The organism is Clostridium kluyveri (assembly GCF_001902295.1).
Lineage (GTDB): Bacteria > Bacillota > Clostridia > Clostridiales > Clostridiaceae > Clostridium_B > Clostridium_B kluyveri_B.
This window is the reverse complement of sequence record NZ_CP018335.1, coordinates 3515701-3538581: the sequence shown is the minus strand read 5'-3', so window position 1 is coordinate 3538581 and position 22881 is coordinate 3515701. Positions and strand designations below refer to the sequence as shown.

The window sequence follows — 22881 nt, the reverse complement described above, 5'->3', positions numbered from 1 at the left end:
TATGAAAAAGGTATTGGATCAAGTTTTAGAAGTATATCCGGCTAAAACCTTTAAAAATAGAAAAAAACATATACTTATAAAGTCAAATGATGAACTAAATCCAGTTATACAGGCAAATGTAAGAACAGTACCGGGAATAATGACAAACAGAGGCTGCTGTTATGCGGGATGTAAAGGTGTTGTTCTTGGACCTGTTAAAGATATGGTGCATATAACCCACGGCCCTATAGGATGTGCCTATTATAGCTGGGAAACCAGAAGAAATAAGGCCAAAGCCGAAGATGGAGGACAGAATTTTTTAGAGTATACTTTTTCTACAGATATGCAGGAGAGAGATATAGTATTTGGAGGAGTAGAGAAGTTAAAACAGGCTATAAAAGAGGCAGTAGAACTTTTTCATCCTAAGGCCATTGGAATATATGCTACCTGTCCGGTGGGTCTTATAGGTGATGATATAAATGCAGTTGCCCAGGAGGCAACTAAAGAATATGGTATACAGGTACTTGCCTTTAACTGTGAGGGTTATAAAGGGGTAAGCCAATCCGCAGGTCACCATATAGCCAATAATAATATACTGGAAAGTATTGTAGGCAAGGGAAAGCCTGTAGAGCATAAAAAATTCTCTATAAATATGTTGGGTGAATATAACATAGGGGGAGATGCCTGGGAAATTGAAAGGGTTCTGGAGAAAATAGGATACAATGTGGTGGGCAGGTTCAGCGGCGATGGCAGTCACGAGAGACTTGAACAGTCCTATATATCTGATTTGAATTTAGTACAGTGCCACAGATCCATAAATTATATTGCAGAAATGATGGAAATAAGATATGGAATACCATGGGTTAAGGTAAATTTCATAGGGGTAAAGTCTACTATTGAAACTCTCAGAAATATGGCAAAATTCTTTGATGATCCAGGACTTACTAAAAGAACAGAAGAAGTTATAGAAGAGGAACTGGATGCAATTAGTGAGGAAATAAGCTTTTATAGGGATAAACTCCAGGGAAAAACGGCATGTTTATTTGTAGGAGGCTCAAGGGCACACCATTACCAAAAATTATTGGAGGATTTAGGTATAAAAACTGTACTTGCAGGGTATGAATTCGGCCACCGGGACGACTATGAAGGAAGAGAAGTTATTCCAAATATAAAATTAGATGCAGATACTAGAAATATACCGGAACTTACTGTAGAAAAGGATGAAGAAAGATATCGTATTATAATATCTCCTGAAAGATATGAAACCTTAAAGCAGGAAATTCCCCTTGAGTATTATGGGGGAATGATTAAGGATATGGAAGAGGGGTCTATAGTAGTGGATGATTTAAACCACCATGAAACAGAACAATTTATAAAATTATTAAAACCTGATATGTTCTTTTCAGGAATAAAAGACAAATACGTTATACAGAAAATGGGAGTGGTTTCAAAACAGCTTCATTCCTATGATTACTCGGGACCTTATGCAGGATTTAGGGGTGCGGCTGTATTTGCAAGGGATCTAGCTGCAGGAGTATTTACACCGGCATGGAGCTATGTTACACCACCATGGAGAAAAGAACCATTACTAGAGGGAGAATTAATAGGAGGTGAAAAATAATGTTAGATGCAACACCAAAAAAATTATATGAAAGAAAAGCTCTCAGAATAAACCCGGCTAAAACCTGTCAGCCTATAGGTGCCATGTATGCAGCACTTGGTATACACAATTGCATGCCCCACAGCCACGGCTCTCAAGGCTGCTGTTCATATCACAGAATGCAGCTTACAAGACATTTTAAAGATCCTATAATGGCAACCACCAGTTCATTTACAGAAGGTGCCAGTGTATTTGGAGGCGGTGCCAACTTTAAAACATCTATGAAAAATATATTCTCAGTATATAATCCAGATATTGTAGCAGTTCATACCACCTGTCTTTCAGAAACAGTAGGTGATGACCTGGTTACCTATAGGGCAACTTCAGAAATACCTGAAGGTAAAATAGTAATTCACGCTAATACTCCAAGTTATGTAGGATCCCATATAACAGGGTTTTCAAATATGGTTAAGGCTATGGTTTCCTATCTTTCTGAAAATACAGGAGAGGAAAATGGGAAGGTAAATATATTGCCCGGTTTTGTAGGTCCTGCAGATATGAGGGAATATAAAAGGATACTTAAAATTATGGGAATTCCATACATTATAATGCCGGATACAAGCGGGGTAGTAGATTCACCTATGACAGAAGGATTCAAGATGTTTCCAGATGGGGGAACGAAAATCGAGGAAATAAAGGATACAGGAAATTCCAAGCGTACCTTTGCCTTTGGAAGCTTTTGTTCCCAGGACGCAGCCATAGAACTTGAGAAAAAATGCAGGGTACCTTTTGACACCCTTCCTATACCCGTAGGAATAGATGCTACAGATGAATTTTTGATGAAGCTTGTAAAGCTTGCAGGAGGGGAAGTGCCTTATGAAATTGAAGAGGAAAGAGGCCAGCTTGTTGATTTAATGCTGGATACCCATCAATATTTTCATGGAAAAAAAGTAGCTATAGCAGGAGACCCGGATACTGTAATATCATTTACCCAATTTGCAATAGCATTGGGGATGAATCCAAGATATGTTATTACAGGTACTCCAGGAGAGAAATTTGAAAAAACTATAATCCCAATGCTCCAAGATGCAGGAGTACAAAATGCTAAAGTTAAGAGTCAAGCCGATTTATTCGAGCTGCATCAATGGATCAAAAATGAACCTGTAGATCTTATAGTTGGAAATTCTCATTTAAAACATATTGCAAGGGCGGAAAACACTCCTCTTGTAAGACTGGGATTTCCTATATTGGATAGATACGGATACTACTACAATCCTAAAATAGGATATAGAGGTTCTATGAGATTGCTTGAGATGATGTGTGATGCCATATTGGACAAAATGGATAGAGAATGCAAGGAAGAAGATTTTGAACTTGTACTGTAAGAATAAAAAATTAATTGAATTCAGGATGTATTCCATCCTGAATTCAATTTAATAAAAACTTTTAGGAGGGGAGCTTATGGAAAACAGGGTGGAAATTATAGAGGATAGAAAAGAATTTGTCTGTTACAACCTTAAAAATAAAGATATGAAGCTGAGATGTGATGAAAACAGTGCATCGGGAGCCGTAAGTCAAAGGGCCTGTGTGTACTGTGGTGCCAGGGTAGTTTTAAATCCTATAACAGATGCTTTTCATTTGATTCATGGCCCTATAGGATGTGCAGCTTATACCTGGGATTTAAGGGGCAGCTTGACCAGTGGTTCTGAATTGTTTAGAAATAGTTTTTCTACGGATTTAAGTGAAATGGATGTAGTATTTGGGGGAGAGAAGAAACTGGTAGGGGCCATTGAGGAAATTGTAAAAGAATTTCACCCTAAAGTTATTTTTGTGTATGCCACCTGTATAGTAGGAGTTATTGGAGATGATGTGGATTCAGTATGTAAAATGGCAGAAAAAAAATATTCTATAAGAGTAATACCTGTAAAATCCCCGGGGTTTTCCGGAAATAAATCTATGGGATACAGAGCAGCCTGCGATGCCATAATGAAACTTATAGGAGAAAAGAAAAGTGTGGAAAAAATTCACGGTATCAATTATCTTGGAGATTTTAATCTGGCAGGAGAAGTATGGGTAGTAACAGGATATCTCAAAAAGATAGGCATAGATGTGGTAGCTAATATTACAGGTGATGGAAAATACGATGATATAATAAAAGCTCCCCAGGCTAAATTAAACATAGTTCAATGTGCAGGTTCCATGGCATATATGGCAAAACATATGGAACACACCTATGGAATTCCATTTATAAAGACCAGTTTTGTGGGTATAGAAGATAGTGAAAATTCACTGCTTCAAATTGCAGGTCTAATGGGAAATGAGGAAACTGTAAAAAAAGCAGAGGAACTTATAAAGTTTGAAAAGCAGAGAATAGAAAATGACATGAATTACTACAGAAGCAGGCTATATGGCAAAAAAGCTGCCATATACGTTGGGGGAGGCTATAAGGCCATATCTCTCATAAGGCAATTTAGGGATTTGGGAATAGAAACGGTCATGGTAGGAACACAAACTGGAAAACCTGAAGACTATGAAATAATAAAACAAATTACAAAGGAAGGCACTGTAATATTAGATGATGCAAACCCCTCTGAACTTGAAAAATTTATGGTTGAAAAAGGGGCGGATATACTGGTGGGGGGAGTAAAGGAAAGACCTCTTGCCTATAAACTGGGAGTTGCATTTTGTGATCACAACCATGAAAGAAAGCATATACTGGCGGGATTTGAAGGGGCGGTAAATTTTGCAAAAGAGATAGATTTAACTATAAACAGCCCTGTTTGGAATTATATATAGAACATTTTAAGGAGATGGTTTAATTGAGTAATAAAAAACTGGTAAATGTAGATATAAATCCGTGTAAAATGTGTATGCCTATGGGAGGGGTCATGGCTTTTAAGGGAATAGAAAACAATATGGTGATTTTACATGGTTCTCAAGGGTGCAGTACCTACATTAGAAGACATATGGCTACTCATTATAATGAACCTGTGGATATAGCATCTTCCGCCCTTACAGAGCAGGGTACTGTATATGGTGGTTCTGACAACTTGAAAAAGGGTCTTAATAATATGATAAAAATGTATAATCCAACTACTATTGGCATACTTACTACCTGTCTTGCAGAAACCATAGGGGAAGATATAAATAGAATAGTTGAGGAATTCTACAGAGAACAGGAAGAAAATAAAAATATAAAGGATATAAAGATAATAACAGCATCTACCCCGGGATATGGAAACACTCAGGCAGAAGGATATTTCAGTGTTTTAAGAAAAATAGTGGAACAGGTATGTGAAAAATGTGAAAGTACTGGAAAATTAAATATTATATGTGCCAATTTAAATCCGGGAGATGTGAGAAATATAAAAAAAATACTGGATGATTTTAAAATAGAATATACTATTTTACCGGATGTATCGAATACCCTGGATTCTTCCCACAATGAAAAGTACAGGAGAATACCAAAGGGGGGAACTAAAATAGAGGACATAAAGAAAATGGGAGGAGCGGCAGCTACCATTGAAATGGGCCTTACAATACAGGATGAAGATTCTCCGGGAGTATATCTAAGGGATAAATTCAAAGTGCCCCTTTATAAATGCGGTATACCATTAGGTATAAGAAATACAAATGAATTTATTTCTCTTGTATCAAAAATTACTGGAAAGACTATACCGGAAGAATATATAATTCAAAAAGGAAGATATTTAGATGCCATGATAGATAATCATAAATATACTGGAGAGGCAAGGGTGGTATTGTATGGAGAACCTGAACTTTTACTCTCTACCGCAAGGCTTTGTGTGGAAAATGGAATACTTGTGAAAGTGGCAGGTACAGGTTCTAGAAATCCTATTTTGAAGAAAATGCTTAAAGAGGAGTTAAAGGCTCAAAAAGAGGATTCCATAGTACTTGATGATACTGATTTTGAAACTATGGAAAGCTATACTAAAAGGTTTAATATCAATTTAATGATAGGCAATTCAGATGGAAGGAGAATGGCAAAGAAACTTGGAGTAAAGCTCATAAGAACAGGTTTTCCAATTCATGATAGAGTGGGAGGACAAAGACAGGTGATAACTGCATACAATGGTTCTTCATTTTTAATAGATGCCGTGTCAAATGCCATGCTGGAAATAACTCAGAATAGTTACAGGGAAAAAGCTTATAATGACTATTATCTCCCTATTTTAGATATGGAGGAGGATAATTCAAAATCAAATAGAGATAAAAGCTGTACCCATCCTTGTTTTGGAGATAATGCCCATAAATTTGCCAGAATGCATATACCTGTGGCACCTGAATGCAATATAAGCTGTAATTACTGCAGCAGGAAATATGATTGTGCCAACGAAAGCAGACCTGGAGTTACAAGCGGAGTTTTAACCCCAGAAGAAGCACTTGAAAAGTTCAAGCTGGTTAAAAGTAAAATAGAAAATTTAACAGTTATAGGGGTAGCGGGTCCTGGAGATGCCCTTGCAAATTTCCCCAAGGTAAAAAAATCTTTGGAACTTATAAGAAAAGAAGATCCTAAAATAACTTTTTGTCTATCCACCAATGGACTAATGCTTCCTTTTTATGCAAACCAATTAATAGAACTTGGAGTATCCCATGTTACTGTAACTATAAATGCAGTAGATAAAAAAATAGGAGCCAGAATATATAGGGAAGTTAATTACTTGGGATGTAAGTGTACTGGTGAAGAGGGAGCTGAAATACTTTTAAACAATCAGCTTGCAGGACTTAGATATTTATGTGAAAAAGGGGTGGTGTGTAAAGTCAATATAGTTATGTTAAAAGGAATAAATGATTCACATATAAAAGAAGTAGTTAAAAAAGTCAAAGACTGCGGTGCATACATGACCAACATAATGCAGATGATACCTGTTCAGGGAAGTGGATTTGAGCATTTACCTCTGATTTCAAATGCAGAATTAAATGAAATGAGAAAAAAATGTGAAGTAGATATGAAACAGATGTATCACTGCAAACAGTGCAGGGCAGATGCCATAGGAACTCTGGCAGAGGATTGTTCCATAGATTTTAGAACTCCTGCAGGGTGCTCTGGAGGATGTTCTGGAAAAGTTGAAAAAAATCATGAAGATGCGGCTGAATTTTATCATAAAAAATATAAATTTGCAGTGTCCTCAAGGTCTGGCATTAATATAGACCAGCATTTTGGTCATGCTTCTGAATTTTATATATATTCCTATGATTCTGGAACCATAAGACTTTTAGAAAAAAGAAATGTGGATAAATATTGTACAGGGGTTGTAGATTGTGACGAACATGAGGATAAAATTTCAAAAATAGTCAGAGCCATAGGGGATTGCCAGGGAGTTCTTGTACTTAGAATTGGAGTTGAACCAAGGGAAAAGTTAGAGGCAAAAGGATTGAAAGTTATAGAAATGTATGAACCTATAAATAAGGGTATTGTGCGGGCAGCAGCGGAAATTGAAAAACAACAAATTGTAAACTGTGAATTGAAATAGTGAACTGTGAAGTGAAATTTTTAAATTTAATCTGAAAAGGCTGGATTCTTGGTATAATTTACATGTACAATTAACCCCATATATCTATATAAAATTTAGTATGTATGGTACAATATTCATATATTGCTAAAAAGATAGGAGGTTATAATATATGAATAGAAGTACCATAAAAGCTGTAAGTAGTATAGCAGTGGTATCCCTGATTCTTTCAGCTTCACTGCCTTTTACCAAAGTTAAAGCGGCAGTAGGACAGGTTACAGAACTGTCTGGAGCAGATTGTTATGAAACTGCAGCTGTTGTTGCAGAAAAAAATTGGACTACCTCCACTGATGTAGTCTTAGCCTCAGGGGAAGGGTATGCAGATGCTATTAGCTCCACAGCAATTTCTAAGCAGTTAAAAGCACCTATACTTTTAACGAAGTCTAATTCTCTTAATTCCTATGCTAAATCCGCTCTTGAACAGTTAAATCCTGAAAATATATATATAATAGGAGGAACAGCTTCAATATCACAAAGCATAAGGGATGAGCTTAAAAATGATGGCTACAATTTAATTGAATTAGGTGGAAAAAATAGATATGAAACTAATCTTAAGGTAGCCCAGCAGCTTGTGAAGCTCGGTGTAGATACGGGTAACATGATGTTGGTTTCAGGAGAAGGTTTTGCAGATTCTCTTTCTGCGGCACCTATTGCTGCTGCAAAAGGACAAATACTTTTGCTTGGTGTAAATAATACGGAAACTATGAAGTCCATAGTAGATTTTGTGAAGAGTAATAATTCAGAAGTAACCGTACTCAGTACGGAAAATTTAATAAATAGTGAAATTTATAATGAACTAGGAGCTGTATCCAGAATATCTGGAGGAGACAATAGATTTGATACAAATTTAAATATATTAAATCAATACGATAGTGATTTAAAGGCTGATAAACTGTATATTGCAAATGTCAGTGGAGACAGGTATACAGATGCACTGATTGCTGCTTCTGTAGCAGGAATTAATTCTTCTCCATTAGTGCTTATTGGAGAAGATGATGATACGTCTACATCAAATGCACTGAATTACATAAGAGATAAAGTAACGGAAACTACAGACTTAAATCTTATAGAAGAAGAAGGAGTAGTTTCTGAAAATACCATTTCTGATATAAATGCAGCAGCTTCAGGAAGTAGTGTAGAAAGTGCCACTGTTGCCTCTGTAACTACCAATGGGCTTAATCAGATAAAAGTTGTATTTAATACCGATGTGGATGAAGATTCTGCAGAGAGAGCTGCAAATTATGAAATTAGTGGTAGTTATTTAGGGTCTGTTTCTGAAACCCAGGCAACGGCTACTCTTCAGGAAGATAATAGAACAGTTTTAATTACATTTTCTAATGCTTTTCAGCAGAACAAAGAGGTAACTTTTACAGTGAAAAATGCTATAAATACTAAAGACTCCACTACTGTTATAGATAAGTATGAAAAAAAGATTACTTTTTCATCTGTTACTGTACCTACTCTTGATTCGGTAACCGCGGTAGGGGGAAATAAACTTGTGGTTAAATTCTCAGAACCTATTAGGATGACCGATGATGAATTATCTTCATTTAAGATAAATAGGCAAAATGTAACTGCATTCGGATTAAATACATCAGATACTGAATTTAGAGATCAATCTCTAAATGGAAAGTGGGCAGATGGAGTGGAACTTTATTTTAATTCTCCTCTTCCGATAGGCACAAATACATTCACTGTACCAAATGGAGAATCAGGAGTTAAATTTGATAATGCGGCTGGGTTCCCTTTAAGCAGTACATCTAAGAATTTTACAGTAAACTATATATCAGGAAGTCCTCAGGTGGAAAGTGTAACCAGTGAAAATTCAGATACCGTCTATATAGAGTATAATAGACCTATGGATCAACAGACAGCTTTAGAACCTACAAATTATAAAATAAATGATACTACAGTAAATGTAGATTCTTCTTACGTAACTTTTGACAAGGGCTCAGAAGATACCATAGTTAAAATCACAAAATTAGAAAATGTACTTAAGTCAGGTTCAAATACAATTACCATAAGTGAAGACATAGAAGATACTTTTGGAAACTATGTTACTAAAACCAATATGAATTTCTATGTAGGTGGGGATACAGACAAGCCTACCATCACTTCTGCCAGTATATTTGATGAGGAAACCATAAGGGTTAAATTTAATAAGGATATAACAAGAAGTTATGCTACAGACAAGGGAAATTATACTATACTTGACTCCAGTGGTGCGGATATAACTTATAAAATTGATGATATATACGCAGTAACTGTGGATGGGAATAGTAAAAGAACCTTTAATATTAAATTTGAAGATGGCACCTTAAATGGTTCCAAATACACATTAAAAGTGGAAAACATTATTGATACAAATGCAGTTCCAAATATCATGGATCCTTATACTGTTACACTTGAAGGTACAGATACTGAAGGGGTAAGTGTAGATGAAATATTAAGAAGAAGTGATAACTCTCATGCTGTGGCTATGTCTTTTACAAAGGTCATGGATCCGTCTTCTTTAGAATCCTCCTCAAATTATCTTTTTAGGGATGGAAATGGAGATATAAGAACCCTCCCAACTAGTGCTGTAATTACTGGCAGTTTGGATTATAAGAGTGTAACCATAGAATTTCCGTCCAGTTTTACAATAGGAACTGGAAGTGGGGGTACAAGTGTTTATGAAATGGGAGTAAAAAATGTAAAAGATGCAAGTGGAAATCCATTGGATCTTGGATCCTATATGGGACAAATTACTATTGATTCCAGTGATGGGCCTAAAATTGTGTCAGATACTGCAAAAATGACTTTTGAGGATAATGATATAGAAGTAAAGGTTTCACTGTCTTCTCCTCTTGATATACTCAGTTTAAGCGATTTTAAAGTAGCCGGGAATGCTCCAGATAGCGGCTATTGCAGTGGAAATGATGTAATTCTTATGTTTAAAGCTGGAATTAAAAATAATGAAAAGATAGATGATATAAAAGATTCCGGGAGTAGTGCTACAGTTAGTGTTACAAATACCAATTCTGTGGATTGGGCAGGGCGTAATATAAGATCTGGTTCTACAAAAGTATATATTCCACCTATGACCAGATCGGATTTATGGTCAGCTGAAGGCTCAAATGGGAATACTGTGACTATAGTATTCAATCAGGATATTGATAATGACATAAAAACTTCTTATAAGGATGATTTTATATTTAAAGATAGTGATGGAGAAGAATTATCTCCTACCGGAGTAACTATAGATGGAAGAAAAGTTATCTACAGGTTCAATAATGGAACTTTCGAAGAGGGAGATAAAATTTATATTTATGCCAATAGTGACAGTTCTGAAATCAACGTAAGAAGTGAAAAACATGATGACTCGGGATATACACTTTATGTTCCGTCTAGTGAAGATTTAGATGGAAGAACTATAACTGCCGATTAGTAGAACAATTCACGATTTAGGATGATTTTTTCTGCGAAAAACCTATAAATTGTACACTATGAATTGTAATAAGCCTTTTCCTTAAATATAGGAAAAGGCTTATTATAATCACTGTTGTAAATTATTTAAGGCTGTGGTGATGCGGGTATATAAGCTGCTTATACCCTCATTTCCATTTTCTATATTTGAAATTGTATCCATATCACTGGATAAATTTTCAAGCTTGTTTGCTTCTTCGCTTATTTTGTCCAAGTCTGAAGTATCTACTGCATTTTTAAGAGCAGTAAATATATTATTGCAGTTATTCATATAATCCAATATTTTATTTGTAGTTTCGATTTGAGTATTTATACTATCTAAATATTGGTTGTTTAGAGTTTCCAATCCTTCTGGTATGGAGAGATTCGATACGTTATCTCTAAGTGAAATAAGTTCATTTTTATAATCAGATAAATAGGAAATACTTTCTTCAAATGATTCAATCAGTTCTCCAAGTCTTTGGGACATTTCATAACTGCTAGCGGCAGAATCCAAATTTGATATTATATCAATAATATTATTATAGGTTCCATTTAATTGTTCTGATACATTTGTATTTTTGTCATTATATGATTCACAATAAGTTTTTAAATTGTTTACATAGTTTTTTTCAGATTCAACCACATCTGATGGAGATTTCAACAGGTATTCCACAGGCAAGTCTATAACGCCTATACCTCCCAAGATTACTACCTTTTCATATTTCTTTTCATCCATAAAGCTTTTCTGGTTGGATATGTCATTGCCATCTGTGAGAAGAATGGAGGCATTTAATTTAGAAGCTAGGGCACTTCCAGATAATGCATCAGGAAAATTTGCACCACTGGCCAGTACTACTGTATCTGTATCCAGGTTAAAATATTTACATATATTTAGGGAAGTTTCATACCTAGTTTGTCCATCTACTCTTATTATGTTGTTGTCTTTTAAAGATGGTACAAGAGATTTTAACTGGTTTATTACTCCATCTTTTACAGAACCTTGTCCACCTATTATGTAAACATCACTGGGGTTGATATCTGAAATAAGGCTTTTGGTCTCCTCTGGAAGATAAGCATCTCCTGTCATAAATATAGGATATCCTCTTGAAGCAGCTACACTGGATATACTTAGGGCATCTGCAAATCCCCATCCATTTGCAATAACTATAGGAGTTCCCTTTTCCACTTTCATGGAATTTATTACAGATTTGTTGGTGTCAAATCTATTTTTTCCTCCAAGCCTTATAATATTTTTGTAACCTGACTGTTTCATGTAGTTTAGGAATTCGTCACTTATTGATGCAGTGCCTCCCAAAGCGTATAGCGTTCCAGACTTATCTACATGATTTTTTATGTACTCTATGGCATCGGAATTTTCACTTAAATCAGTATTTATAAGGAGTATGGGAGCATTATATTTTTTAGATAAAACACTTCCTCCCAGTGCATCTGGAAAATCTCTTCCGCTGGCAAGTATTATATTCTGCAAATTTCCCTGTTGAAAGTTGTTTGAAATTTTTAAAGAAGTTTTGTATCTGTCCAAACCTGCAAATCTTGTTACATTGTATGTAGTTTTGGCATAGGCAATATTGGACATACAAAACATCAAAGCTATTGACATAGCGAATCCTATTGCTTTTTTCATAAAAGTTACATCCCCCTCGATAATAATGTACATTTAAAGTCTATCATAAATATTTAAAATACTATATAAGTAAATTATGGTAAAATATTTTTAATAATACAGTAATTAAAAATATTATTGTAAGATTTTACATCCTGGTAATTGTAATTCTAACTATGGAAATATGTTTGTAATTGTGGTAAAATCAGTTCATGATTGAAATATTATATTTTTTAAGAAAATATTTTAACATATGGAAGGAGGAAAATATGAATAAGATTAAAATACTTGCTGCTGCAGTTGTTCTGAGTTTTTGTACAAGTACTATGGCTTTTGCACAGGGAAATACCCTAGATATTGACAGTTTGATAAGTAACAATATTGACAGTACTTATGAAGTTAAAAATGCTGATATTTCAATACAACAGGCTGAAAATTCTTATAATCAGGCGGCCAAAAATGCCAGTAGCTATGCAGACCAGTTAAATGATGATTTAGATACGTACACTAAATTGACGGTTATGCAGGGTATGTCTGTTGCTCCGCGTCAGGCTAAATTTTCTATTTATAAATATACCGAGGAAAAAGAAATTGTTGAAAACAAAGTTAAAGTAGATGCTTATACACAGTATACAGCAGTTATGAACAGTAAAGATGCATTGGATTTACAGCAGCAAAAGTTTGATAATTCTGAACAGCTTTATGATAGTGCAAAGCTAAAATTGAATTTGGGAGTTGTGACAGAGGCAGATGTAAAACAGGCAGAGGTATCTTACTATGATGCAAAGGCCAGTCTTAACAAAGCACAAAGGGATTATGATCTTCAGATTATGAAGTTGAATCAAATATTTGATATAGATGTATATGTAAAATATGATACCCCTCTTAAAGATAAAACTGAAGAAGCACCTTATATAAGAAGTTATGATGATTATGTAAGTGATGCACTTGAAAATAGAGGGGAAATTGTAATAGGGCAGGAAAATATAAATTTAAAAGAATTTGAGTATAATGTCATAAAAGGAGTATATCCGTCCAAATATGAGACCAGTAATAAGATTGGACAGTATAATTTAGATAAAGCTAAGGATACCTTGGAGTTAGATAAGTTATACATAACTAATGATATAAATAAGCTTTATAATGATTTACAAACTAAATGTAAAATGATAGATTCTAAAAAAGATGCTCTTGCTCTGGCTGAAAAAAATTATAATACGGCACTGGTAAAGTACAATGTGGGGGTATTGAGCAAAATAGATTTTGATTCACAGAAGGTAAATCTTAAAACTGCTCAAAATGATTTAAAATCACTCCAGAGAGATATATGGATGGCACAGTTTAAATTAAATACTGCCTGCGGCATCGGAAGTGATATATCAAAAATTACATATTAAAGGAGGTAAAAAAATTGAAAAAAAAATTAAGTGTAGTAATTGGACTTGCCATGGTCTTTACTATTGGCACTACTTGTTTTGCAGAAGAGGCCTTACCATCATCTGGTACTACAGAGACCACTATTTCTACAGATGCTAGTGAACTTACTAATTTTACTTTGGATGATTTGTTAAAACTTATAGAGACAAATAATAAGGAAATTGAGATGCTTGATCAGAAGATACTCCTTTATCAAAAACAGTTTTCAAGAGATCATCAAAATGCAGCTTCATATAGTGATAAAAGTCCCTCTAACTATCCTGCAGGCCAGTATGCATCTATAAAGGTTTTAATAGATGTTGTACCTAGACAGGATCAGCAAAATATTGAGGATGCTGAAAATGATAGAAAAGAGACATTACAAGATATAAAATTTAGCCTGGAAGGACAATATTTAAATGCAGTAAGCTGTCAGAGACAGATAAGTGTTATAAATTCCCAGATAGAAAACATGGATAAACAAATTGAACAGACAAATGCAAAAATACAGCAGGGACAGTTAACCAATGATGCTCTTCAAAATCTTGAAGTACAAAAAAGTAATTTTATAGCTTCACTTAATACTCCAAAGGCTCAATTACAACAGTATCAATTAAATATAAAACAAGCTATAAATGTTGATTTAAATATGGATGTAACCTTACAGGAGATAGGAAGAGAATTTGTAAAATTTGATGACAGTAATATACAATCAAGAATTGATCAGGCAGTTAATAATTGCTATGACCTTAAAAAGATAACAAACAATATTGACATACTCAAAATACAGGAGGATATATACAAAAAATATTCCTATAATGATGCAACGGGAGAAGTCAATGCAGGGCTTCAAATACAGACGGCACAAAATAGTATTTATACCATTCAATTGAATAAAAGAGTAGAGTTATGGAATCAGTATTATACCCTTAAAAATAGTGAGGATACGGTAAATACACAGCAGATAAAAGTAGATAATGCAAAAATGAATTATGATATTGCGGCAGCTAAAGTTCAGGCAGGGGTTTTAACTCAGGTTGAATTGGATTCTTATGCCCTTGCTCTTGAAAGTGAAAAAGTGAATTTAAAAAATGCTGTGGATAATTATATGATACTATCAGATCAATTTGAATATGCTCTTACCAAAGACCTTTAATTAATGCACAATTCACTAGTTCAATAGGTATAAGTTTATTTGAGATTATATCAATAAACTTATACCTTTTTATATTAAATCTATTAATGATAATTCTTAATTTTTTATGAATAACCCGCAGGATAACTGTTAAATTGTAATAAGTATGATAGAATGGATTTGCTTATTCAATGCACAGTTCATAGAGCACAATTCATAATTTATTGTAGATTTTTCATAGAAAGATCTTCCTCCATTGTGAATAGTGAATAGTGAATAGTGAATTAATCCAGGGGGTGCTTTTTATGAAAGATAAGCTTAAATTGCTAAAGGATAAAATGGTTGAAAATAAGAATAAGACAATAGGACTGATTGTATTTATTATAGTGGTTATTGCTTGTATATCAGGATATTTTTATCACAAAAAGGTTGTGGATTCTAAAGATCCTGTTAAAATTGAACAGGCCAAAGAAAATAAAATACTTGGTATAACTGAAGATGAGAGTAAGACTAAAAAGCTTAAAAGGGAAAAGATTATATTGGATGGAAAAGTATACACGCAGCATAATAAAGCTATAGTCACTATGGTAATTAAAGAAGGAGTCAGTGATCAGGAAGTAAAAAAACTGGCACAGGAATATGGTGAAAACATAAAAAAGAAATATGATAAAATGCCAGTTAATGTAATGGCTGTAAGAGACAATAAAAAAGTAGTGGATATAACCATAAAGTAATTCACAGTTTGCAATTGTGAAGTATTTTCTTCCGCTTTGTTTTGGAAAAATCTATTTATAGATTTTTCTTTTTTTATGTTTAATTTATAAGTAATATGTTAAAATTAAAACATAATAATCAAAGGAGTGATATTGGTGGCCATTCCTATTAAAAAAGAAAAATATACTTATAAAGATTATTTAAGTTGGAAAGAAGATAAAAAATGGGAAATAATAGATGGCGAAGTTTATGCAATGAGTCCAGCTCCTTCAAGAATACATCAAGAAATATCAGGAAATTTATTTTTTTATATAAAGACATATTTATTAGATAAAACCTGTAAAGTATATGCAGCACCTTTTGATGTTAGATTATCTGATGGAGAGGAAGATGAAGAAATAAAAAATGTGGTTCAGCCAGATATTGCAGTTATATGTGATGAGCATAAGTTAGATTATAGAGGTGCTAAAGGAGCACCGGATTTCATAATTGAAATAGTTTCACCATCTTCAACTTTTTTAGACTATGTAAAAAAGCTTAATTTATATGGGGAGTATGGTGTCAGAGAATACTGGATTGTAGATCCTAAAGATGAAAATGTTTTAGTTTATAAAGTCAGTAGAGATGACAAGTATGGTAAACCACAAATTTACAATAATACAGATGAAATAAAGGTGAGTATTTTTGATAATTTGATCATTGATTTAAAAAAGATTTTTTAAGATAGGCAGAGTTAAGAACTAAAAAAGTTAGATTATAGGGATGCTAAAAGGGATATACTTAAATTTGTATAATTGAAATCTAGGCATATCCCTCTTTTTTATAGGTTTCTGACAGGAAAATTCCCAAACTTTAAATCGTTGTTTGAATGTATCCCTCTAGTTGGCAATTGAAAAGGGAACTTTCACAATAGAAGGTTTTAAAATATTTCCATCCATGTCTCTAATATTGTATTTTCCATTGCTAAGTACTGTAATGGTATAGGTTGCATTAGCTTTATAACCAGTATAGGGAGGATTTATTACTATAGTGTCCGGACTTTCAAAAGTAAAAGATACATTTATATATTTTCCGCTGCTGTCAGTAACTTTAATATTATCTGTCATAGTCATATTTATATCATTTAGTATTTCATCCTCAGAATCTTTAGTAGTTTTATTCTGAAGGGATTTACTGAATTTTATTGTCCAGATTTTAAAAGGATCTGTTGTGGTGTTGTTTGGCATAAATTTTATATCAGAATTTTTTACAAGACTGCATTTACCATCCTTTATAATAAGTGCACATCCATTATTAAAAGAAGAGGCATTGTTAAAGTTATAGGAGATAAAAGTAGAATTTTGTCTGTCTATATATCCCCATTTTAAATATTTGTTTATGTTCTTTGAATCTTCAACATTTGAAGAGCCTGTGTTTTTTTCAACAGCTGCATAGCCTTCACTAAAGTCATAAGCGTTATTGAATATAGGTTCAATCACTATATCTCCACTATCGTTTATAAATCCGTATTTATTATCTTTCTGTACTCTGGCCAGTCCTTCGCTGAAAGCATATATTTTACTAAATTCTGATTTATAAATTATATTGCCCTTGGTATCTATAAATCCATAAGTATTGTTGAGTTTTGTGATAGCTTTTCCTTCTTTATAATTATCTATCCAGTCAAATTTAGGCTGTACTATTATTTTACCCAGGGAGTTTACAACTCCGTATTCTCCATTTTTACATATTAGGTATACACCATCTTCATTAGATATAATACTTTCATAATCCATACTTAAAATTGTATTGCCATTTGTGTCTATAATTCCATATTTGCTGCCACTATAGACTTTAATTAGATTTTTATTTAGGATTGATATATCTTTGTACTTAGGTTGTAAAATTATATTGCCATTTATATCTGAAAGTCCCCAGTTATCACCTTCTTTTATAGGTACCATTCCTTGAGAAGGAGACTTTATTTCATCAAAGTTAAAGGGTGTAAAGGTTCCTTTATCATCTATAATACCCCAGGAAGCACCCTTTTTTACAGCGGCATAGTTATCTTGAAAGTTGTAGGCGTTATCATATATACAATCTGAAAGTATATTTCCGCTGCTGTCTAAAAATCCATACTTATTATCTTTTTTTACCCGCATGAATCCATTTTCAAAATCATATACAGTGTCAAATTCAGGTTCTATAATCATCTTGCCAAAACGGTTTATTATACCCCAGTAAGAACCTGTATTCACAGCAGCCGTTCCCTCTTTAGAAAAATCTCCTATGTCTTTAAATTGAGGTTGTACTATAATATCTCCTTTTGAATTTATAACGCCAAATTTTGATCCTTTGGAAACCTTGGCATAGCTATTTTTGAAGGAAGATATAGAACTAAATTGAGGAGTGAAGATTATTGCCCCATTATTATCCACAATACCGTATACACCATCCTTTTTAAACTTTGCCAGACCATTATTTTCAAAGGCATATATGCCATCTGCAGATAGATTTAAATCTATTATTGAATATTTTTTGTTGTTTGATGCTAGTACTTCAGAATTTTCAAAGGGTATACAATTTAAGAGAAATAGAGAAGTCAGAATTAAACTACAATATTTTTTAAAGAAATCTTTCAAAATTTTTCCCTCCCTATGTTTTTTTAGGTTATTATACCATATTATTCACAGTAGAATATTGTAATTCAGCATAATTATTGTGTAAAATTGTTACAATCGCTGTTGTGCTGTAAAATTAAAAATACATTATATTATAAATATGAATCCTTAAATAGAAAAATTACCATGAAAATTGCATTTGATTTTAGAAAATCCTTATGATATATTTAATTAAGATAAATCAAGAGAGTTAGAAGTTAAATGAGTTATTATGAGAAATTTGGAGGTTTAATAATGGTAAAGAAAACAGAACATGGCGAGGAAAATACCAGCACAGAATATGTTTCCACGGTTCTTTCTCTTTTAGATGAAGAGGAAAATGTAGTTTCCGATGTACAAAAAGAAATTTTTGAAGATGAAATAAAAGAATTACCCCCTATAGAGGAGGGGCAGCTTAATGTGTCTGGTATATACCTTTATGATGTAGGAGATAAACTTGAAGTTAAAGTATATATAAGAAATGGACTTTCATACAATTTAAATCTAAATAAAATACCTCTTGTAATTACAAATTCCAAAGGTGATATTTTAGCATCTCAGAAGTTTAATCTGTCATCTCTTGGAACACTTCCACCTCATTCGGCAAGACCTTTAAAACTCTACTTTGATAAAAAGAATATTAAGGTAGATAAAATACCTGAAGATGACTGGAAGGTTGCGTTAAATGGTGAATTTAATATAACTTCAAAGGTAAGACCCAGATATGAAGGGATTCCAGAAAGCATAGATGTAAAGGACAAGCTTGTATTTGACAAATTTTTAGAAGAACTGCCAGAAATGACACAAGGAGAATTTTCTATATCCACTTTTAGTGTAGGTCTGCAAAAAAACGGAAATATATTAGTTACAGCAGTAATGAGAAATGCTACAGACAAACCAATTACTATTGATAAAGTACCTATAACTGTATTGGATGCTAAAAAAAGGGCTGTTAAATCAGAAAAATTCACATTAGATGATTTTACAGTAAACCCTTATAAAGCCAGAATATGCAATTTTGCTTTTCCAACTAACGTACATCCAGAGGAAGATACTTCATTAAATGACTGGTCTGTGATTTATAGGCTGGTGAAAATAAATGGAGGCAAAAATATTAAGGCTGTGAAACCAAAAAAATAAAATTGAAAAATCACGAGGTTATCCTAAAGGTATTGATTTTAGGATAACCTTTTTTATTTCCAAATTTTAAGTAAATGCATTGGATGATATCTGTTTTTTTATATACATATTAAAAAAATTGAAAACTATACGACTATAAAATTATATATTCTATAATAAATATTTAGAAAATAATTATGTTTATGTATAAATTTTCTGTGAATGGTTGGAAAACAATTATCTTTATAGTATAATAATAGTGTAATTGTATCAAATTTGTGAAATAATAAATTATTCAATAAATATATTGAATTTTAAATTAAAAAAATATAAATGAGGAGGGAGCTATGTGAAGAAAGAAGGTAAGAAAATTTTATCTGTGTGTAGTATAGCATCATTATTGATAGCTGGCTCAGCAGTCTCTACATCTGTAAAAGCTGCGGATTCATCATCTATTATAAGAATAGGTGGAACTGACAGGTATGAAACAGCTGCAAAAATTGCTGAAGCAGGATGGAATTCTTCGAATTATGCAATAGTGGCAAATGGAGAAGGTTATGCAGATGCACTTTGTGCAGTTCCGCTAGCAAAAGCTAATGATGCACCTATATTACTTACCACAAGTAGCAATAGTTTAAATCAAAACACATTAAATGAATTAAAGAATTTAAAAGTTAACCATGTAATTGTAGTTGGCGGAACAGGGGTAGTATCCGACAGTGTAGTAGACAGCATAAAGACACAAGTTACATCTGACGTAGAAAGATTAGGTGGACAAGATAGGTATGAAACCTCTGTAAAAATAGCCGAAAAGCTAGGTTCCACCAGTAAGATAGTTGTTGCAAGTGGAGAAGGATATGCAGATGCACTTTCAGCAGCCCCTGCTGCAGCTATAGAGGGAATGCCGATACTTTTGACAAGAAGCACCATTTTACCTGATGTAACATCAAATTACATAACATCAAATTCTGAAATAACTAAAACTTATGTAATAGGTGGCACTGCTTCTGTAAGTAATTCAGTTGCAGATTCACTTAAATCTGCAGAAAGATTTGGCGGAGCTGATAGATATGAAACAAATGTAGATGTTATAGAAGGATTTGCTTCAGACTTTAAGTTCAACAATATTTATGCAGCACTGGGAAATGGACCGATAGGCAATGAATTTGCAGATGCCCTTACAGGAGGAGCACTGGCTGCCAAGAACAAGAATCCTCTAGTTATAACTGGACAAACATTAAGTTCTTCCACTAAGCAGCTTCTTAAAGATAAGGTATATACAAATGCAACTATAACAGTAATAGGTGGAACAGCTAACATATCTGATTCACTAGCTGAGGAAATGAAAGATGCATTTGGAGTATCACCATCTACCGGCGGCGGTGGCGGCGGCGGTGGCTCAAGCAGCAGCGGAGATAATATTACTGCAAAATGGATAAAGACAAATCAAAATTATAAAAATATTGTCTCTAGACTAAATGGCGGAGATCTTCAAAACAGCTATTTCACAATTGCAGATGACACAACTGGTACTGTAAATGTAGAATTAAAGAAAAATTATACAAGTGCAGAGGATATATTTAACAGAGCACAGGAAAAATATAATCAGACAGGAAATATTGATGAGTCCGAAATCAGACAGGATATTGCAAACTTTAATGAAAGATTAACCAGTGCATATAGCAGCTTAACTGGAATTACAGCAAATGAAGATACTTTGCAGGATATATTGAAAAATTCAGGTTCAAAATATATTAACTCAACTGATGGAACTTTGAATGCAGACGAAGTTGTAGATGAAATAATTAATAAAGCAGGAGATTATGATGATGGTAATGGCTTTGATGAACTTAAAGAAGATTTAACAAGTAAAGTAGAAGCTTATTTTGAAAATCACCCATCAAAAGACAAAACTGTTGAGGTGATGGTTGAAGGATATGTTATAAATAAGGTACAAAAGGGTAATGAAACTTTATACAAAGCTAGTTCTTCAACAGAAGAATCTGCAAAGGATCTAATTGATTTAATATTACCTACAACCTCAGCAACTGGTAAATACTATATATATTTAAATAATGATGACTATGTTTTAGTGAATATTGCTCTTCAATAAAACAATTGAATTGTAAAACTGAAAATATCAATAGAACTCAGGCTCAAATCCTGGGTTCTATTAATAAGCAGATTTTAATGGAAAACTTTAAAGCTGAGTTAATTAAAAAAGAAAGGAGTTACCCATGATTAAGAGAAATAAAATACTTTCAAATATCCCATTAAACATTTTCATTGCATTCTCAGTAGTTATTCTTACAACTGGAGGAGTTTCTGCGGCTTCAGGCAGGTTGTGGGGACAGAATAGATATGAGACATCTGCAGCAGTATCAAAAAGTGGATGGACAACTTCCGATTATGTAATTCTTGCCAGTGGTGAAGGTTATGCGGATGCTCTTTGTGCTGCCCCTATTGCAAAAAAGTACGGTGCACCAATACTTTTAACTGAAAGTGGTAATTTGAACCAGGCAGTAAAGGAGGAAATAACAAGGTTAAAAGCCAGGTACATAATAGAAATAGGTGGAACGGCCTCCATATCACAATCTATTGAAGACCAATTGAAATCCATGTCACTGGATGTTCAGCGTTTAGGTGGACAGAATAGATTTGAAACATCTGTAACTGTTGCTAAAGCTCTTGGAACTATTGACAAAGTAGTAGTGACCTCAGGATATGGCTTTGCAGATGCCCTTTCCATAGCACCTATAGCTGCCAGCCAGAACATTCCAATACTTTTAACTGGAGTAGATTCTCTACCAGATGCAGTACAGGGTTATATAGATGAAAATAAAGATTCCATAAAGGATTCCTACATAATAGGTGGACAGGGTGTTATAAGTGACAGTGCAATTTCAACATTACCTCAATCAGTCAGAATAAGCGGTCAAAATAGATTTGAGACTAATGTAAAGGTACTGGATTATTTTAAGGGCAGTATTGATTTTGATAATTTATATGTAGTTCAAGCTGATGGCCCTACAGGAAATGAATTTGCAGATGCCCTTTCCGGTTCTGCCCTGGCAGCTAAAACCTCTTCACCTATAATATTGACTTACAATAGTATGTACTCAGGAACTGAAAGCTTTATAAAATCCAATGTGTCAAAAGATGCCATTATTACAGCTATTGGAGGAGCTGCAGCCGTTTCGGAAAGTTTAGTAAGTTCACTGCAGCAGATTATATCCCAAAGTGACTCCCAAGATCCTACGAACCCTTCACCAGGTGGGGGGGGAAGCTCATCTTCTGACGATTATGATACTTTGAGTTCAGCTTTGAGCAAACTTAAAACTGTAGATACTTCAGGAATGAATGATACACAAAAAGAAATAATATCAGATACCATAACTGCTGTAAGCAAGTATTTAGCAGATACTGATTATGATTACAGTGAAGATGCGAAAAATATAAAAGCACTTTACAGCAGTCTTTCGGATTCTGATAGAAATGACCTACAAGCTGCTGTGGTAAATTCGGGAATTAGTACTTCAGAAGTTCTTATACTTAGCAGTAAATTTGGATTGTAGGCTGAGTCATTTTTGTTAACAATTAATGACAATTGTAAATTTATAAATAAGTTATCTAAAATATGATATAATAAATATGATATTTCTAGATAACTTATA

At 33.6% G+C, this 22881-nt stretch carries 14 protein-coding genes; 12 read left to right on the top strand and 2 right to left on the bottom strand.

Going from position 1 to position 22881, the window contains the following annotated elements; all coding sequences use genetic code 11:
• Window position 1 precedes the first annotated feature (1 nt).
• The 5 genes from nifD (at window position 2) to BS101_RS17065 (ending at window position 10540) form a co-directional block, all read left to right on the top strand.
• Window positions 2–1600: a nitrogenase molybdenum-iron protein alpha chain gene (nifD, locus tag BS101_RS17085; protein ID WP_073539922.1), complete on the top strand. Its 1599-nt coding sequence runs from the start codon at window positions 2–4 to the stop codon at window positions 1598–1600.
• Entirely contained in the window at window positions 1600–2964 is a 1365-nt protein-coding gene (gene nifK, locus BS101_RS17080; protein WP_073539921.1) for a nitrogenase molybdenum-iron protein subunit beta, read from the top strand. The genes nifD and nifK overlap by 1 nt, the downstream gene beginning before the upstream one ends.
• A gap of 76 nt (window positions 2965–3040) precedes the next feature.
• Complete coding sequence (nifE, locus tag BS101_RS17075) at window positions 3041–4375, top strand: nitrogenase iron-molybdenum cofactor biosynthesis protein NifE (protein WP_073539920.1); 1335 nt, start codon at window positions 3041–3043, stop codon at window positions 4373–4375.
• 23 nt (window positions 4376–4398) lie between these two features.
• The gene (nifB, locus tag BS101_RS17070) at window positions 4399–7074 is read left to right on the top strand and encodes a nitrogenase cofactor biosynthesis protein NifB (protein WP_073539919.1); all 2676 of its coding nucleotides are present in this window, start codon (window positions 4399–4401) and stop codon (window positions 7072–7074) included.
• 151 nt (window positions 7075–7225) lie between these two features.
• Window positions 7226–10540 (top strand): cell wall-binding repeat-containing protein, encoded by a 3315-nt coding sequence (locus tag BS101_RS17065; protein ID WP_073539918.1) that lies wholly within the window; start codon window positions 7226–7228, stop codon window positions 10538–10540.
• A gap of 108 nt (window positions 10541–10648) precedes the next feature.
• Here BS101_RS17065 and BS101_RS17060 read toward each other — a convergent pair whose 3' ends face one another.
• A complete protein-coding gene (locus BS101_RS17060; RefSeq protein WP_073539917.1) occupies window positions 10649–12205 on the bottom strand; it encodes a cell wall-binding repeat-containing protein in 1557 nt (518 codons plus the stop codon).
• 248 nt (window positions 12206–12453) lie between these two features.
• Between BS101_RS17060 and BS101_RS17055 the strand changes: the two genes are divergently transcribed.
• The 4 genes from BS101_RS17055 to BS101_RS17040 all read left to right on the top strand — a co-directional run bounded on the left by BS101_RS17055 (window position 12454) and on the right by BS101_RS17040 (window position 16171).
• On the top strand, window positions 12454–13581 hold the full coding sequence (locus BS101_RS17055) for a TolC family protein (RefSeq protein WP_073539916.1): 1128 nt from the start codon (window positions 12454–12456) through the stop codon (window positions 13579–13581).
• A 14-nt stretch (window positions 13582–13595) separates the two neighbouring features.
• Window positions 13596–14756 (top strand): TolC family protein, encoded by a 1161-nt coding sequence (locus BS101_RS17050; protein WP_073539915.1) that lies wholly within the window; start codon window positions 13596–13598, stop codon window positions 14754–14756.
• A gap of 284 nt (window positions 14757–15040) precedes the next feature.
• Window positions 15041–15469, top strand: coding sequence for a hypothetical protein (locus BS101_RS17045; protein ID WP_073539914.1), 429 nt, complete (start codon window positions 15041–15043; stop codon window positions 15467–15469).
• 135 nt (window positions 15470–15604) lie between these two features.
• A complete protein-coding gene (locus tag BS101_RS17040) occupies window positions 15605–16171 on the top strand; it encodes a Uma2 family endonuclease (protein WP_073539913.1) in 567 nt (188 codons plus the stop codon).
• 156 nt (window positions 16172–16327) lie between these two features.
• Here BS101_RS17040 and BS101_RS17035 read toward each other — a convergent pair whose 3' ends face one another.
• Window positions 16328–18070 carry a WG repeat-containing protein gene (locus BS101_RS17035; RefSeq protein WP_073539912.1) on the bottom strand — a complete coding sequence of 581 codons (1743 nt, stop codon included), beginning with the start codon at window positions 18068–18070 and terminating at the stop codon, window positions 16328–16330.
• Between the two features lie 273 nt (window positions 18071–18343).
• Between BS101_RS17035 and BS101_RS17030 the strand changes: the two genes are divergently transcribed.
• The 3 genes from BS101_RS17030 (at window position 18344) to BS101_RS17020 (ending at window position 22782) form a co-directional block, all read left to right on the top strand.
• Window positions 18344–19228, top strand: coding sequence for an SLAP domain-containing protein (locus tag BS101_RS17030; protein ID WP_073539911.1), 885 nt, complete (start codon window positions 18344–18346; stop codon window positions 19226–19228).
• 328 nt (window positions 19229–19556) lie between these two features.
• On the top strand, window positions 19557–21320 hold the full coding sequence (locus BS101_RS17025) for a cell wall-binding repeat-containing protein (protein ID WP_073539910.1): 1764 nt from the start codon (window positions 19557–19559) through the stop codon (window positions 21318–21320).
• A 124-nt stretch (window positions 21321–21444) separates the two neighbouring features.
• Window positions 21445–22782, top strand: coding sequence for a cell wall-binding repeat-containing protein (locus tag BS101_RS17020; RefSeq protein ID WP_073539909.1), 1338 nt, complete (start codon window positions 21445–21447; stop codon window positions 22780–22782).
• Window positions 22783–22881 lie beyond the last annotated feature (99 nt).

Excerpts from the sequence above, each read along its gene's own strand:
- nifE (WP_073539920.1), top strand. The coding sequence starts at position 3,041 with ATGGAAAACAGGGTGGAAATTATAGAGGATAGAAAAGAATTTGTCTGT.
- nifD (WP_073539922.1), top strand. The coding sequence starts at position 2 with ATGAAAAAGGTATTGGATCAAGTTTTAGAAGTATATCCGGCTAAAACC.
- BS101_RS17055 (WP_073539916.1), top strand. The coding sequence starts at position 12,454 with ATGAATAAGATTAAAATACTTGCTGCTGCAGTTGTTCTGAGTTTTTGT.
- BS101_RS17045 (WP_073539914.1), top strand. The coding sequence starts at position 15,041 with ATGAAAGATAAGCTTAAATTGCTAAAGGATAAAATGGTTGAAAATAAG.
- BS101_RS17060 (WP_073539917.1), bottom strand. The coding sequence starts at position 12,205 with ATGAAAAAAGCAATAGGATTCGCTATGTCAATAGCTTTGATGTTTTGT.
- BS101_RS17020 (WP_073539909.1), top strand. The coding sequence starts at position 21,445 with ATGATTAAGAGAAATAAAATACTTTCAAATATCCCATTAAACATTTTC.
- BS101_RS17065 (WP_073539918.1), top strand. The coding sequence starts at position 7,226 with ATGAATAGAAGTACCATAAAAGCTGTAAGTAGTATAGCAGTGGTATCC.
- nifK (WP_073539921.1), top strand. The coding sequence starts at position 1,600 with ATGTTAGATGCAACACCAAAAAAATTATATGAAAGAAAAGCTCTCAGA.
- BS101_RS17030 (WP_073539911.1), top strand. The coding sequence starts at position 18,344 with ATGGTAAAGAAAACAGAACATGGCGAGGAAAATACCAGCACAGAATAT.